A 14,898-nucleotide genomic window follows, 5' to 3' on the forward strand; every position below is an offset into this window, starting at 1 on the left:
ACCAAAGGGAAAGCCCCCCAGCGCAACTCTGGGCTATGGTGGCGCAGAAAACGCCGCAAGCCGAGCAAATCGTGCCGCTGATAGCCCTTTCCCTTTCCGCTCAACATCATATCTTGCGCCACATACGCGCGAATATGAAAAGGTATGTCACTAATGACCACCGACCCTCTTGTCGTCTTTACGCCCTCTGGCAAACGCGGGCATTTTCCCGTCGGCACCCCGATATTGACCGCGGCCCGCCAATTGGGCGTGGATCTGGATTCGGTCTGCGGCGGGCGTGGAATCTGCTCCAAGTGTCAGATCACCCCAAGCTATGGCGAGTTTCCCAAGCATGGCGTCACTGTGTCCGAAAACGCGCTGAGCGAATGGAACGCGGTTGAACAGCGCTATGACGAAAAGCGTGGCCTGAAACCGGGTCGTCGTCTGGGATGTCAGGCGTCGGTTCAAGGCGATGTGGTGATCGATGTCCCGCCCGAAAGTCAAGTGCACCGTCAGGTTGTGCGCAAAGCCGCGGCGGCCCGCGCCATCACCATGGATCCCGCGACACGCCTGTATTTCGTGGTCGTCGAAGAACCCGACATGCACTCACCCACCGGTGATCTGGAGCGGTTGGAACGTGCCCTGCGCGAACAATGGCAGATCGAGGCTATCACAGCAGATCTGTCGCTGTTGACCAAGCTGCAACCGGTTCTGCGCAAGGGGAAGTGGGAGGTCACGGTGGCCGTTCACAAAGGTCACAACGACAACGTCGCCCGCATTGTCGAAATCTGGCCCGGCCTGCATGAAGGTGGGCTTTATGGTCTGGCGATCGACCTCGGTTCGACCACGATTGCGGCCCACCTGACCGATCTTGAAACGGGTGAGGTCAAGGCGTCGTCGGGTCTGATGAATCCGCAAATCCGGTTTGGCGAAGACCTGATGAGCCGTGTTTCATATTCGATGATGAACCCGGGCGGCGATCAGGAGATGACCAGGGCCGTGCGCGAGGCGATCAACGACCTGACCACTTCAATCGCCGAAGAGGCCGAGATCGACGCTGCACTGATCGTGGAAACCGTGTTTGTCTGTAACCCGGTCATGCACCATTTGCTGTTGGGTCTGGATCCGGTCGAATTAGGGCAAGCACCTTTTGCTCTGGCCACTTCGGAAAGCATGTCCCTGCCCGCGCGTGAAATGGATCTGACCACCATGAACCCCCGTGCGCAGGTCTATATACTGCCCTGCATCGCAGGCCACGTGGGTGCGGACTGTGCCGCTGTGGCGCTGTCGGAAGAGCCAGGCAAATCCGAGGATCTGGTGTTGATTGTGGACGTCGGCACCAATGCGGAAATCCTGCTGGGCAACACCAGCCGCGTTCTGGCCTGTTCCTCGCCCACCGGGCCAGCGTTTGAAGGTGCTCAGATCAGTTCCGGCCAGCGCGCCGCGCCTGGCGCCATCGAGCGGATTGAGATTGACCCTGTCACAAAAGAACCCCGCTTCAGCGTGATCGGGTCCGAGAAATGGTCGGATGAGGACGGGTTTGACCTCGACATCGCCACCACGGGCATCACCGGCATCTGCGGTTCCGGTATCATCGAAGCCGTGGCCGAAATGCGTATCGCCGGTTTGCTGGACGAAAGCGGATTGATTGGCTCGGCCGAGCAGACCGGAACCGCGCGCTGCGTCCCCGAAGGCCGCACCAATGCCTATCTTATCCACGATTCCAGCGCTGAAGGCGGCCCGCGCATCACGGTCACCCAGGGCGACATTCGCGCCATCCAGCTTGCGAAATCGGCGCTCTATGCCGGTGCGCGCCTGCTGATGGATGAGATGGATGTCGACCGCGTGGACCGTGTGGTTCTGGCCGGCGCGTTCGGGGCGCATATCTCGACCAAACACGCAATGGTTCTGGGGATGATCCCGGATGCGCCGCTGGACAAGGTCTCAAGCGCGGGAAACGCCGCAGGGACTGGTGCGCGTATTGCACTGTGCAATATCGGCGCACGGTCCGAGATTGAACGCGTGGTGCGCGAGATCACGAAAATCGAAACCGCCATCGAACCCAAGTTCCAGGATCACTTCGTCGCGGCCAACGCAATCCCGCATAAAACTGATCCGTTCCCGGAACTGGCACAGGTTGTCACGTTGCCCCGTCCCAGTTTCAACACCGGGGGGGGTGAAACCGAAGGGGGCGGCGGGCGTCGCCGCAGGCGTCGCGGCTAACCAAGAAATGGAACGACCCGGGAATCCTCTCCGGGTCGTTCCATCATTTCATTTCGGTATCCTTGGATCTTTAGGCGCGGAAGCCGCTATTGCCTTCGATGCACGTGAACAGCGCAAGGTGCGTGACGGACAACACGTGAAGCTGTCGATCCAAGAAAATAGTCGCTCAGCCCCGGTTTGTGAGAACCGATGACAATGCAATCCACCTCATTGTCGACTGCATAATCGATGATTGTTCGGGCTGTATGACCTTTGACGATCACGGGTTTAACCCCCGACAACCCTTCGACCTTTTTCAGCAATGTCAGTCGCGCACGATCAAACCCTTCGGCAACAACGGATTTGTCCAGAAAGGCGCTGACCGACCCATGTGGCATCTCGTAAACGTGCAAAGCAATGATCTCGGCTTCGTTTTCCGTCAATGCGCGCGCAACATCCAGCGTGTGTTGCGATAGGCCATGATCCAAAGCCATCGGAACAAGGACTTTCTTATACATAGAGGCCTCCAAATGTGGCGGGGCTATGCCCAGGGTCTCAGGATAATCTTAGGAGCGGCCACAGTACCAGAGCGGATATCACGAAATGCCTGTGCGCCGTCTGCCAAGGCACGCTCCTCTACCCAGTCCAACGCGCCAAGCCGCCCGTCAAAGATAGCGTCGGCAGTCTGGCGGAAATCCTGCGCGGTGTAGGTATACGAGCCGATGAAGGTGATTTCCTGCAAGGTCATGCGGCGCACGTCCAAACCGCCGGTATCTTCGCCCAGGCCAACATGAACAATCACGCCGCCGGGATCTGCAACGGCAGATGCAACAGATCGCGTGGCCGCATACCCCACGGCATCAATGACAAGCGAATAGTTCCCTATCGCGGCGTCCGTGACTTCAAAATCTTCAATGCGCTGCAAATGCGATCTTCGCAAAGCATTGGGTTCCGTGATGGTGACATCATCGGCCCCCATCGCGCGCAAGGCCAGTGCAGCGGCCAATCCAATCGCGCCTCCACCAATGACCAGGGCCTTACGGGACATCGCCGGATGCAACGACTCAAGTCCCAGCCGTACCGCGTGCCAGCTAACGGCCAGTGGTTCCGCCAAAGCGGCTTTGGCGAACGAGACATGATCTGGTACAACAACCAGATTTCTGTCCGGCATCGAGACAAACTGCGCAAAGGCCCCTTCCCGCGGCGGCATCGAGATGATTTGACGATCGGGGCACAGGTTTTCCCGGCCCGCGACGCAAGCTGGACATTGACCGCAGTTCACCAGCGGATTGATCGTCACTCGATCTCCGGCGCGCAAACCTTCGACAATCATCCCGGCGGCCTCGTGGCCTAGGATCAAAGGGGCCGGACGACGCGCATCATGGCCAAGATAGGCGTGCATGTCCGATCCGCAGATACCGGCGGCCTCGACCCGGATCAAATGCTCAGACGCGTCAGGCACGGAATTTGGGACATCGCCGAATTCCATCTGCTCCACGCCTTTGTACACCAGTGCTTTCATTTGGCTGTAAACCCTCCGTCCACCATCAAGACTTGTCCGGTTACATAGTCAGAGGCTTGCGAGCACAAAAACAAGATCGGCCCATCTATGTCCTGCATCCGACCATTGCGCCCAATGCAGGTTTGCGCGGCATTCCGCTTGGAACGCTCGGGGTCGTCAAAAACGGCTTGCGTAAGCTCGGTGGGAAAGAACCCGGGACCAATGGCGTTGGCGGTAATCCCATAAGGCGACCATGCCTCGGCCATGGCTCGGGTCAATTGCCCGACACCCGCCTTCGTCGCGCCATAGGCGATACCACCGGGAAAAGCGCGCGTTGTTTGCAGCGAGGCGAAGTTTACAATGCGGCCCCAACCTTTCACCCTCATCGCAGGCACCATGGCCTGACTTAGAAAAAAAGGCGCGCTGAGGTTCAGCGCCAGCGTGGCATCCCACCCGTTTGGTGTTACATCATCAGCGACCTCGCGCGTGTTTATCCCGGCTGCATGGACCAGAATGTCAGGCGCGCCGAACTTTGCGTCCACAGCTTCGACCAGGCCATTGATCCCGTCTCGGTCCGCGACATCGGCCACCACCGAAGCAGCCCCGGACCCAATCTCGGCCCGCATCTGCGCCAACGCATCTTCACGCCGCGCTACGCCGACAATCTGCGCGCCTGCGGCAGCAAGCGCGCGCGCAACCTGCCGACCCAGCCCCGAACTTGCCCCGGTAACGCAGGCCACCCTGCCCGTCAGGTCAAACAAAGCGCGCGGGTCATCCATCGGCGGTCAGATCAAACTGTTCGTCCGGAAAATACTTGGCCAGACGCACATCCGCGGCGCGTGCGTGCCCCTCCATCCCTTCCAGCCGCGAAATCCGCGCTGTCGCAACGGCAATGGGTTTGGACCCTTCCCGTGTTGCGCGCTGCCACGTCACGATCTTCATGTACTTATGGACACTCAGACCGCCGGTATAGCTGGCCGCGCCAGAGGTCGGCAGAACGTGGTTGGTTCCGGTGGCTTTGTCGCCATAAGACACAGTGGTCTCTTCACCCAGAAACAGCGAACCATAGCAAGTCAGCCGGCCCAACCACCAGTCGAGATCCTCGGCCTGAACGGTCAGGTGTTCGGGCGCGTAGTCATCGGAACAAGCGGCCATTTCTTCGCGATCACCGCAGACGATCACTTCGGCATAGTCTCTCCAAGCGGCGGCGGCATTTTCCCTGTTCAGCTCGGGCAGGTCGTCGATCAATTGCGGCACCAGTTCCATCACGTTCTGAGCCAGAGTGCGATCGTCCGTCACCAGCCAAACCGGCGAGTTGTATCCGTGTTCGGCCTGACTGACCAAATCGGTTGCGACCACGTGGGCATCAGCACTTTTATCGGCCAGGATCAGGCTGTCGGTTGGCCCCGCGATCATGTCGATGCCTACCTTGCCGTAGAGGATGCGCTTGGCCTCGGCCACGAACTGGTTGCCGGGACCCACGAGGATATTCGCCCGTGGCAGGCCAAACAGGCCATAGGTCATCGCGGCCACGCCCTGCACACCGCCCATCGCCAGAATACTGTCGGCCCCGCAAATATGGGCAGCATAGACGATCGCAGGTGCCACGCCTTCGCCCGGACGGGGTGGAGAGCACGCGGTGATGTGGCGACACCCGGCCACCTTGGCCGTGGTTACCGTCATGATCGCGCTGGCGACATGGCTGTAGCGCCCGCCTGGCACATAGCAACCCGCCGCATCAACCGGGATAGCCTTTTGCCCTGCAACAACGCCGGGCACGATCTCAGTCTCGACATCTGACACGGTGGCCTTTTGCGTCTCGGCAAAGCGGCGTACGTTGTCATGGGCAAAACGGATATCGGCCTTCAACTTCTCGGGCACCAGGGCGATGGCGGCGTCGATCTCCTCCTGGGTCATCAGGACATTGCCTTCGAACTTGTCGAATTTGACGGCGTATTCCAATGCCTTGGCGTCGCCTCCGGTCTCGATTTCAGACAGGATAGTCTTAACCGTATCATGCACCTCGGTCGCATGAGACTCCGCCGTCAAGGTTGCCTTTTTCAGATAGTCACGCGGCATGTTCAACAGGTCCTATTGGTAGATTTCAGGAAGCAAGGTGGTCGAGACAGCTGGTACGTAGGCAATCAAGAGCACCACGATCAGCATGGTCAATACGAAGGGCACAGCCCGGGCGGCAATCTTCAGAATCGACTCTCCGGTAATGCCAGATACAACGAACAGGTTCAGACCCAGCGGAGGCGTGATGAAACCAACACCCAGCGCGGTGATCATCATTATGCAGAACTGAATCTCATTCATTCCGATATTATCCGCCAGCGGTTTCAAGATCGGCGCCAGGATCACAATATTGGGCGTCGTCTCCATAACACAGCCCGCAGCGATCAGAATGCCGATCATCAACAGGATCAGCAGATAGGGATCGTCGGTCATTGCCGTTATCGAGGTCACAAAACCCTGCGGAACCCCCATGATCGCCAGCGCCTCGGCCAGTGGTGCAGAGAAGGCGATGATCGGCAGGATTACCCCGTTTACCTTGGCAGAACTGACCAGCATCGACGGAAAATCGGCCAGTGTCAGTGTGCGCAGGATGAACCCCATGATGATAGTGACAACAACTGCAGTCGCACCGGCCTCGGTCGGCGTCAGGCGGCCCGAGAAGATGCCGTAGAAAATGATACCCGGCACGATGAAGGCGTACCAACCAGATTTCAGGGCCTTGCCCAGATTGGACAACCATTCACTCATGGTCATCAGTCCACCACCTTCATAAGCATATAGACGGTTCATGATGATGTTGGTGATCAGGATCGACACCAGAATGGCCAGACCGGGGATCAATGCGGCCAGAAACAGGGTCGAGGCGGAAATACCCAGTACAAGCCCGATGATGATGTATGCAATCGACGGTGGGATCAGAATACCGGTGCAGGCCCCTGCCGCGACCAGAGCACAGGCATAAGGGCGCGGATAACCGCTTTCGACCAGACGATTAATGGTCATTCGTCCCACAGCTGCAGCCCCTGCAGCATCCGAACCCGAGATTGCAGCAAACATGCCGCAGACCAGCACCGTAGCCGACCCGAAGCCGCCTTTGGCAAAGCACGTCAGTGCCTCGGCCACGTCCAGAAATTTACGCGACAATCCTGTTCGAACCAGAACGTCCCCGGTTAGAATGAACAGGGGCACGGCAGTTAGAGCAAAGGCATCGATACCAGTGAACAGGCTCTCGCCCACCAGGCTTAGCGGCAGGTCGCCGGACATGATCAGCATCACGATGGCTGCCGACCCAATGGCGGCCCATACGGGCACAGCCATGGCGATCAAAGCAACGAACAGGATCACCGGGACATAAAAGTCCCAGCCCAGTTCAACGGTTTGATTGAGTGAGTTCCAAAGCATTGCGCGTCTCCTCAGTCAAACAACTTGTCGCCTTCGAAGACGGGGGTACCGTCTCGCAGACATTTCAAATCACGCATCAGGGATTGGATCAGTCGCCAGATCATCAGCGCAAATCCGGTAGGTACAGCCATCAGGAACCAAACTTTTGAAACCCGCAGACCATCCGTCACCGAGCCGAATTTTGCTGAAACATGCACCGCTTCATAAGACCAGTAGAGTGCAATAGCAGCCACGGCGAACATCACCAGATCGCCGAAGATATACAGCACCGCCTTGGGACGAGGACTGAGGTAGTGCATGATGACATCAATACGGATATGGGCGCGTTCCTTGACCGCCGCAGCCGCGCCAATCCAGGCGAGGTAGATAAAGGAATAGCGAACGATCTCTTCGCCCCAGATTGAAGAATAGGCGAATATCTCACGCCGCAGCACTTCGATCGCCATGGTGATCACCAGCATCACGTAGAACACGAGCAGCAACCAGCGCTCTGCGTTTCGGTCAAGGTTTTGAAGAATGGTCATCAGATCCCCCGGCGATAGGACAGTGATCCCCTTACCCGGAACGGCAAGAGTATTGCAGTCGGTCTGTGCGACAAGGTTGTGGACGCCAAAACGGCGTCCACAGTTTGGGTACTATGCGTCGTGAACGTAGTATTTGCCCTGCGTTCCGGCGGCTTCGACCAGCTTTTCGAAGTTTTCCATCGACCCGGCCAGCTCGGTCTTGAACGGGTCCCAATCGGCGTTCTGATAGCCACCCGCATCCTGCCATTCGGCCAGTTGATCATCGCTGAGCGAGTGGAATTCTACGCCCGCCTTGTTCAACTCGGCCATGGCATAAGCACGAGCAGACGGAACCTTGGACAGGTTTTGATGCGCGGTCATTTCAGACCCCCACATGATACCGTCCTGAACGTCTGCAGGCATTGAGTTGAACCACTCAAGATTACAGGAATAAACCTGACTGTCCGGCACCGCCTGCGTGAAGGTCACGTGGCTCAGGATGTCCTTGAAACCGAAGACAAACAGCGCGCCGACAGAAGGATCAAGCGCATCCGCGACACCTTGTTTGATGGCCGAAGGTGTCTCACCCCAGGCGACAGGTGTCGGGTTGGCGCCAACCATGCGATAATATTGCTGAAGCATCTTTGAGCCGGGAACACGGAACTTGATGCCGCTCATGTCGCCTGGAGTAATAACGGCGTTACCACCCTGACGAACTGCAACAACACGCGGATCGATATTCACGTAAAACAGGGCCTTGAAGCCCGCAGCCTCGACCTTGGGATGAACCTCGTTCTCCCAGGTGTCCGAATGGACAAGGTTGGTGAAACGCTGGTTCGAGCCACAAAGGTACGGCATGTTGATCAGGTCAACGGTCGACGCAAAAGGCGCGAAGTTCGACAGCGAATGCTGCGCAGCCTGAATGGTTCCGCCCTGCACTTTCTGCACCAGTGAACCACCTGCACCCAACTGCCCGCCCGGTGCCAGTTTGACATAGATCTTACCGTTGGTGGCGTTCTGAATGTTCTCTTTCAGGTCCAGTTGCATGATCGGATAGCTGCGTGATGCGCCCAGCACATAAGCCGTGGCCACAGTCATCACATGTTCTGCCGCCTGCTCGCGCTCGCGCTCTTCCTTGGCGGTTTGCGCGGCGGCCTCGGACGACCACAACACCCCGCCTGCCCCGGCTACCAAAGCGGCGGTAAACGCACCACTTGCGCTCAACTTCAGGAAATTACGGCGTTCAGCGGACGCCAGTTCGGTCTTGTCGTTGTTCATGAATTGCCCTCCCAAGCAAAAAATTCAGCTGCCGTCTGTTGCGTCGCGGTCAGCTTCCTTTTTCAGAATTGCGACAACGAACAAGATCGACGCCGCGAACAGAACCAACATCTCTCCAACGTCCCCAAGAAACGCGCTGTTCGCATAGGCACCCAGGGCGACGTTGGCGAAGTAGATCGCAAAAACGACAGCAGATGCTGCGACAAACATATTTGGGACTCCCTACAGAATCGGCTCACCAATCTATTTGTAAGCGCTTACATGTTAAATGCAAGCGCTTACATAGGCACTACCATCGCCCCCAAAAAACGCATAACTTAAGGCAAACGGAATAACGGGTTTGAAAATGTCAAAACATCGATCCGCACCGACGTTGGATGACGTTGCCAAGGCTGCGGGGGTTTCAACCGCCACTGTGTCGCGGTGTCTGAACAATCCGCAACAGGTTGTTGAAGCCACGCGCCAGCGTGTTTTGTGCGCGGTTGATGAACTGGGATATACGCCAAACTTCGCAGCCCGCGTGATGGCGGCAAAACGGTCATTCACTATTGGAGCAATCATTCCAACGATGGAAAACGCCATTTTTGCGCGCGGATTGCAGGCGTTTCAGGAAGAGTTACACAAACGCGGTTACACGCTGCTCGTCTCAAGCTCTGCCTACAGACCCGAAGCCGAAGAAGAGCAAATCAGAACACTGGTTGCCCGCGGCGCTGATGGGCTTTTGCTGATCGGTCACGATCGTGAAGAGCAGATATATGATTATCTCGAACGGCAAAAGGTGCCAGCGCTGGTTGCCTGGTCTTTCAACCCGACCAACCGCACACCCTCGGTCGGATTCGACAACCGGCAAGCCATGAATACCCTCGCTCAACAGGTCATCGCGCTGGGGCACAGGCATCTTGCGACAATTTCGGGCATCAGCAAGGGTAACGATCGCGCGCGGTTGAGAATCACGGGTATCAAAGACGCGATGGCCGAGAACGGACTGGCGCCGGATGATCTGTTCGTTGTCGAAACCACCTATGAAATCGAAAATGGCGCTGAAGCCTTCAGGGATCTCATGTCTTACGCCCCTGCCCCGACCGCAGTTCTTTGCGGCAACGACGTTCTGGCAGTGGGTGCAATACGCCAGGCGCAAGAGATGGGGCTGCGCGTGCCTGACGATGTTTCGATCACAGGGTTCGACGACATCGAATTGGCCCGTATCGTTTCGCCCGCGCTGACCACGGTTCATGTCCCTCATCGTGAAATGGGGCAAAAAGCGGCGCTGGAATTGATTCACATGATCGAAACAAGCGCGTCCGGTCGTTCAGTTGAACTATCTACACGACTGATAAACCGAGAATCTTTGCAGGCAGCAACAGTTTAAGCGCCGGGAAACCACGTAACACATGAGACTGGATTCTGGAGCGGGTAGCGCGCACCATGTTGCTGTTGCAACATGTCGCAAATAGAACGTAACCCACTGTCCGTGTTGCATTTTGCAAATTTCACTTGTAGCTAATTGTGTCATCATGTGGCAAATCAACCCAACGCACGTGGGGGGCAGAATGTGGGGCAGATATGGCAAGAGGAAATAACCAACTTTCCGCAACACAAGTAAAGAACGCGCCTCCCGGCAGCGTCGTGCAGGATGGCGGCGACCTATCCCTAAAGCGGTCGCAGAGCGGCGGGCGCTGGACATTCCGTTTCCAGATCAATGGAAAGCGGCGAGATATGGGCTTGGGCTCTTACCCTGACATGTCCCTGCATGATGCACGTAAAGAACGATCTAAGTGGACCGCCTTCGCGGAACGCGGCGAAGATCCGATTGCGGAACGTGAGCGTCGGCGCTTAGAGGAAGAAAACAGCTAGAACGACCCTACGTTTGAGGAAATGGCACAACTGGTGTTTGATGGGCGCAAGGAGCGTCTGCGCGGCGATGGCAAGCGAGGCATGTGATTTTCGCCGCTCAAGAACCACGTAATCCCCAAGATCGGCAATCGCAGAATCAGCACCCTGCACCAGCGCGATATTCACGATGCCTTGAAACCGATCTGGCGCACCAAGCACGAGACTGCCGACAAGGCGATGTACCGCACTCGCATGGTTCTGCGGCAGGCAAAGTTGATGGGCTACGAGGCGGAACCGTTCATCTGTGACGCGGCCCGTCATATGTTGGGTTATGTCGAGCGCGTTCAAAAGCCCCTGCCCGCAACGCCTTGGCAAGAGATCCCTGATCTGTACTCGCGGCTGGATCAACATCATCCCTCTGACCTAGCTCTGCGTTTCACGATCCTGACGGCGGAGCGCGGGATGCCCGTTCGCGGGGCTCGAGTCGATGAGATTGACGGCGACGTGTGGACGGTCCCAAAAGAGCGCATGAAAGGCGAACGAGGCAAGGTGCAGGATTTCCGTATCCCTCTATCGACCGAGGCCATGAACGTGGTTGAGATATGCCGCGAACTACGCCGCAATGACTTCCTGTTTCCAAGCCCGAGGACGAATAAAGGCGTCAGCGACGTTGCCATGGCGAAGGTACTGAACCATCTGAATGAAGTGGGTCGCATACACGGCTTTCGGTCGTCGTTCAGGATGTGGATTCAGGACAATGAAACGGCAAGTTTCGAAACCGCGGAAACGGCCTTAGCTCATGCCATCGGCAATAAGGTGGAGCGGTCCTATGCGCGCTCGGATCTGCTGGATAAGCGACGCGTCCTCATGCAGAAATGGGCCGATTTCGTAGCCCAGACCGAAAGCAAGATATTGCAGCTTCGCGGTTAGATAGGCAGCGGCTCGGTTCGTTTATTAAACAAATTTTGCGTACTCTGGGGGCAAGACCCGAAAACAAGCATATATTCAACTGCAGCTTCACACCAAATTGCAGACGTTCGTCAAAATTTGGGCCGTGACCGTTGTGCGGACGGAGCAGACATTCAAAGCAAAGGCCGTTGCCGCCAGCGGCCCTTCGGATTTAGAGAGCTTGCAAGGCGGAACGGCAGCGATGCACAGTGGACGCATGTCAACCTTTCAACGGATCATTCTACCTGCAACCACTCTGATGCTTGTTGGTACTGCGGCAGTGTCTTTGGAGATGTCCTGCACTCACCCTGACAGGCCAAATCACACGTATAGCATTGACGGTGATCAGGGTATTTTTACCTGGGATGACCACGACATCGAGCGCACTTGGTTGCTCAAGTGCAATGACCAACGAAACGGCTTTCATGCTTGCCACAGGTCAGAGAGCTTCGGCGAGCGCGGCGCTAGCGTGATTACTTTCGTGATGCTTCCAGATGGAATCTTAGTCGAAAGCGGCTATTGGGCTCTGCTCGATACCAGCCGCGTCAGCGTAACATCAGGCTTCGTTTGTGAGACCGAAGGCAATTGACCGCTTTGCGGACAATGCCTCTGTTTTCGTGGCTTCGAAACTCTAGCCGTTTAGGCAAACAGAACAGAAGGCTGCTCTTGCTTCAAGGCGGAGTCTCACCTGGCGAGTTTGGCATATTTTGTTGCGGGCGTGCCGGCCTATAGCCATAGTCCTGACCGAACGAAGTAGGAGACGCACCTCATGCCCGCCCGCAACAGATTTGCCGAAATGCATGCCGAGATCACTGAGTGGCGGCGGGACATTCATGCTCATCCCGAACTGCGGTTCGAAGAACATCGAACTGCTGCAAAGGTGGTCAAATTGCTCACTGAGTTTGGCTGCAATGATGTGGTCTCTGGCGTCGGCCGGACCGGGGTCGTGGGCGTGATTCACGGTCGAACGCAGACATCAGGCAAGGCGATTGGGTTTCGAGCGGACATGGATGCATTGCCAATTCCGGAAACCACAGGTTTATCGTACGCCTCGACTAATCCTGGTGTTATGCACGCATGCGGTCATGACGGACATACTGCAATGCTGCTTGGTGCTGCGAAATACCTAGCCGAGACGCGCAATTTCAACGGTACCGTAGTGCTGATTTTCCAGCCCGCTGAAGAAGGTAGCGGTGGCGCGCGCGCGATGCTTGACGATGGATTGATGGACCGTTGGGGCATTCAGGAAGTTTATGGTATGCATAATTGGCCGGGCATTCCAGCTGGTCAGTTTGCAGTGCGCGACGGACCGCAAATGGCCGCTACTGCGTTTTTCGAACTCACAATCAAAGGCAAGGGAGGCCACGCGGCGCTACCTCATATTGTGGTGGATACAACCGTGGCTGCTGCGCAGGTGATTACCGCGCTACAGACCATCGCGGCACGCAATATCGATCCGTTAAAATCCGTTGTTGTTTCCACCTGTGGACTGCGCAGTGACAGCAATACCTTCAACGTTATCCCGGAAGAGAAAAATTGCGTGGTACGGTGCGCTATTTCGATGCTGACGTACATGAGATCGTGCAAAAACGCCTACGCGAGCTTGCCGAACTGACGGCGCAAGCAAACGGCGCAAAAGCACATCTAGATTACACTTCACGCGTGCCACCCACCATCAACAACCCAGAAGCCGCTGCGCGCGCTGCTAAGGTGGCACAGGCAGTTTCCGGCAATGTAATCCGTGAATTCGACCCGGTCATGCCCGGCGAGGATTTCTCTGAAATGCTGGCCGAACGGCCCGGGGCTTTTCTCTTCATCGGCAATGGTGACAGCGCCGCCCTGCACAACCCGGCGTACGAATTCAACGACGACATAATCCCGGCAGGCAGTACATGGTACGCGGAGATGGCGGAGAGGCGCATGCCAATTTGATCAGGAGTAGCTGACCCAATACGACAACCGCTGTACTAAGAAACCGATTTCCTGGTTAGATGGTTTGCCGTCAGTTGGTTAGTAGGAAGAGATTACTTTGCACTTAAGTCATGCTCTTTCTTGCGGCTACTCATGGGCCCTGTGCCGCTTCGATCGGCAGCAGATCTTCTCGAAAATTGCAGTTATGCCGCGGGCAGCAGTCGCCGCTTGTAGCGGGCCTTGCGCTTCCGCAAACGATTGGCAGATCGAATACGCATAGGCCACGATTTCTGGCAAGACGGTTTCGAATTTTGAGAGGGTAGCCACAGTTAGAAAGCGAGCCACGCCTCGCATGAACAAATGATCAGGTTGAAGAGGGTTCTTCACTTCGCGCTCGATCAAACGGGAAAGGCAGTATCCGCGTAGTCAACGGCACCTTCCCGCGTAGGAATCTGTCCTTACAGTTCGTAGTTTTCCAAATACGTCGGATTTAGCTCCGCGCTGCGCTGATTGGCACGATTTGAGTCGTCCGGTTAGACCGTTTGAGCGGTTTGGATAAATGACGAACAGATTGCCGTTCAGATTTGGATAACAAGCGGAATCTGCCAATCGACTAACGGTCTATTGGACAAGGTTTAAGAAATCCTATGGTTTAATCGACCAAACCTTGTGCGGCACATGCTTGAGCATGAAGCTAATCAGCGAAAACTCGACCGTCTGTTTTAATCAAAACGCATACCCACCATCACCCGTGTATTGAATTTGTGAGACAATACCGCAAAAAATGCCCCGCGCAGAGGCAGGAGTTATTTGACCGCTAGCCCATTGTTGCGAGAACTGCGACGCGCCGAACTCGTACCCCCTCATTAAAATCGTAAATCCCCATCAGGGCGCGCCGCCTCACTCTGATAGATTTGCCGTTTGTTCAAATTGCGCCCATGGGATGAAAGGTGCGGTAGCCCCCTGACATTCAAAAATCGCAATTCAATCTTCGAACAGATAATGAAAAGCTCGTGGGGCGACACGCCGAACTCAACAACCCCCTAAAATCCGGCTAGTAAGACCGGATCACCCAAAAACCTTCACGTGCCGCCCACGGGAAGAGGATCGCATTGTGGCAAAGTTGTGTCCACGGCTCATTCTGAAACTTACCGTTCGCACTTTGGAAACAGACTATTTCGACTGAGCTTGCTGCATTACGGGAATCCCCCAATTTTGGGCAAGACGCCAATTGAGTAGTGTGGGATCAAATTATCGACTTACCCCCTCGTGATGAAGATAGGGGCTGGCCCGACCCCCCTCAGCCAGCCCCTACGATTGCTC

General features: G+C 56.4%; 14 protein-coding genes and 1 pseudogene. 6 read left to right on the forward strand and 9 right to left on the reverse strand.

All coding sequences use genetic code 11. From position 1 onward, the window contains the following. Window positions 1–153 precede the first annotated feature (153 nt). Entirely contained in the window at window positions 154–2,202 is a 2,049-nt protein-coding gene (locus tag ALB80_RS03055; RefSeq protein ID WP_050602522.1) for an ASKHA domain-containing protein, read from the forward strand. Between the two features lie 86 nt (window positions 2,203–2,288). On the opposite strand, the gene ALB80_RS03060 is transcribed toward ALB80_RS03055, so the two are convergent. The 8 genes from ALB80_RS03060 to ALB80_RS03095 all read right to left on the reverse strand — a co-directional run bounded on the left by ALB80_RS03060 (window position 2,289) and on the right by ALB80_RS03095 (window position 9,093). Further along, the gene (locus ALB80_RS03060; protein ID WP_050602523.1) at window positions 2,289–2,699 is read right to left on the reverse strand and encodes a universal stress protein; all 411 of its coding nucleotides are present in this window, start codon (window positions 2,697–2,699) and stop codon (window positions 2,289–2,291) included. Between the two features lie 23 nt (window positions 2,700–2,722). Continuing rightward, window positions 2,723–3,703, reverse strand: coding sequence for an alcohol dehydrogenase catalytic domain-containing protein (locus ALB80_RS03065; protein ID WP_050602524.1), 981 nt, complete (start codon window positions 3,701–3,703; stop codon window positions 2,723–2,725). After that, on the reverse strand, window positions 3,700–4,461 hold the full coding sequence (locus ALB80_RS03070) for an SDR family NAD(P)-dependent oxidoreductase (protein WP_050602525.1): 762 nt from the start codon (window positions 4,459–4,461) through the stop codon (window positions 3,700–3,702). The genes ALB80_RS03065 and ALB80_RS03070 overlap by 4 nt, the downstream gene beginning before the upstream one ends. Further along, window positions 4,454–5,761: a histidinol dehydrogenase gene (gene hisD, locus ALB80_RS03075; RefSeq protein WP_050602526.1), complete on the reverse strand. Its 1,308-nt coding sequence runs from the start codon at window positions 5,759–5,761 to the stop codon at window positions 4,454–4,456. Before hisD ends, ALB80_RS03070 begins: the two co-directional genes overlap by 8 nt. Before the next feature lie 12 nt (window positions 5,762–5,773). Next, entirely contained in the window at window positions 5,774–7,102 is a 1,329-nt protein-coding gene (locus ALB80_RS03080) for a TRAP transporter large permease (protein WP_050602527.1), read from the reverse strand. An 11-nt stretch (window positions 7,103–7,113) separates the two neighbouring features. Continuing rightward, window positions 7,114–7,626: a TRAP transporter small permease gene (locus ALB80_RS03085; RefSeq protein WP_050602528.1), complete on the reverse strand. Its 513-nt coding sequence runs from the start codon at window positions 7,624–7,626 to the stop codon at window positions 7,114–7,116. A 111-nt stretch (window positions 7,627–7,737) separates the two neighbouring features. Next, entirely contained in the window at window positions 7,738–8,883 is a 1,146-nt protein-coding gene (locus ALB80_RS03090; RefSeq protein WP_050602529.1) for a TRAP transporter substrate-binding protein, read from the reverse strand. Window positions 8,884–8,907: 24 nt separating this feature from the next. Next, window positions 8,908–9,093: a hypothetical protein gene (locus ALB80_RS03095; RefSeq protein WP_050602530.1), complete on the reverse strand. Its 186-nt coding sequence runs from the start codon at window positions 9,091–9,093 to the stop codon at window positions 8,908–8,910. 136 nt (window positions 9,094–9,229) lie between these two features. On the opposite strand from ALB80_RS03095, the gene ALB80_RS03100 reads away from it, so the two are divergent. After that, window positions 9,230–10,252, forward strand: a complete 1,023-nt coding sequence (locus ALB80_RS03100) for a LacI family DNA-binding transcriptional regulator (protein ID WP_050602531.1) — start codon at window positions 9,230–9,232, stop codon at window positions 10,250–10,252. 194 nt (window positions 10,253–10,446) lie between these two features. Then, window positions 10,447–10,737, forward strand: coding sequence for an Arm DNA-binding domain-containing protein (locus tag ALB80_RS22860; protein ID WP_083445167.1), 291 nt, complete (start codon window positions 10,447–10,449; stop codon window positions 10,735–10,737). Here the strand turns inward: ALB80_RS22860 and ALB80_RS22360 are convergent. Further along, window positions 10,717–10,902: a hypothetical protein gene (locus ALB80_RS22360; protein WP_172677839.1), complete on the reverse strand. Its 186-nt coding sequence runs from the start codon at window positions 10,900–10,902 to the stop codon at window positions 10,717–10,719. The two genes, ALB80_RS22860 and ALB80_RS22360, sit on opposite strands and share 21 nt — an antisense overlap. Here ALB80_RS22360 and ALB80_RS03105 point away from each other — a divergent pair. The 3 genes and pseudogenes from ALB80_RS03105 to ALB80_RS03115 all read left to right on the forward strand — a co-directional run bounded on the left by ALB80_RS03105 (window position 10,882) and on the right by ALB80_RS03115 (window position 13,596). Further along, window positions 10,882–11,646, forward strand: a complete 765-nt coding sequence (locus tag ALB80_RS03105; RefSeq protein WP_371255945.1) for a tyrosine-type recombinase/integrase — start codon at window positions 10,882–10,884, stop codon at window positions 11,644–11,646. The genes ALB80_RS22360 and ALB80_RS03105 overlap by 21 nt on opposite strands. Before the next feature lie 97 nt (window positions 11,647–11,743). After that, a complete protein-coding gene (locus ALB80_RS03110) occupies window positions 11,744–12,253 on the forward strand; it encodes a hypothetical protein (protein WP_157054129.1) in 510 nt (169 codons plus the stop codon). Window positions 12,254–12,433: 180 nt separating this feature from the next. After that, window positions 12,434–13,596, forward strand: a pseudogene (locus tag ALB80_RS03115) (M20 aminoacylase family protein). Window positions 13,597–14,898 lie beyond the last annotated feature (1,302 nt).

The sequence above is a fragment of the Ruegeria sp. 6PALISEP08 genome (genome assembly GCF_001238295.1).
Lineage (GTDB): Bacteria > Pseudomonadota > Alphaproteobacteria > Rhodobacterales > Rhodobacteraceae > Ruegeria.

Coding starts and splice junctions, on each gene's coding strand:
- ALB80_RS03055 (WP_050602522.1), top strand. CDS start 154: ATGACCACCGACCCTCTTGTCGTCTTTACGCCCTCTGGCAAACGCGGG.
- ALB80_RS03060 (WP_050602523.1), bottom strand. CDS start 2,699: ATGTATAAGAAAGTCCTTGTTCCGATGGCTTTGGATCATGGCCTATCG.
- ALB80_RS03065 (WP_050602524.1), bottom strand. CDS start 3,703: ATGAAAGCACTGGTGTACAAAGGCGTGGAGCAGATGGAATTCGGCGAT.
- ALB80_RS03070 (WP_050602525.1), bottom strand. CDS start 4,461: ATGGATGACCCGCGCGCTTTGTTTGACCTGACGGGCAGGGTGGCCTGC.
- hisD (WP_050602526.1), bottom strand. CDS start 5,761: ATGCCGCGTGACTATCTGAAAAAGGCAACCTTGACGGCGGAGTCTCAT.
- ALB80_RS03080 (WP_050602527.1), bottom strand. CDS start 7,102: ATGCTTTGGAACTCACTCAATCAAACCGTTGAACTGGGCTGGGACTTT.
- ALB80_RS03085 (WP_050602528.1), bottom strand. CDS start 7,626: ATGACCATTCTTCAAAACCTTGACCGAAACGCAGAGCGCTGGTTGCTG.
- ALB80_RS03090 (WP_050602529.1), bottom strand. CDS start 8,883: ATGAACAACGACAAGACCGAACTGGCGTCCGCTGAACGCCGTAATTTC.
- ALB80_RS03095 (WP_050602530.1), bottom strand. CDS start 9,093: ATGTTTGTCGCAGCATCTGCTGTCGTTTTTGCGATCTACTTCGCCAAC.
- ALB80_RS03100 (WP_050602531.1), top strand. CDS start 9,230: ATGTCAAAACATCGATCCGCACCGACGTTGGATGACGTTGCCAAGGCT.
- ALB80_RS22860 (WP_083445167.1), top strand. CDS start 10,447: ATGGCAAGAGGAAATAACCAACTTTCCGCAACACAAGTAAAGAACGCG.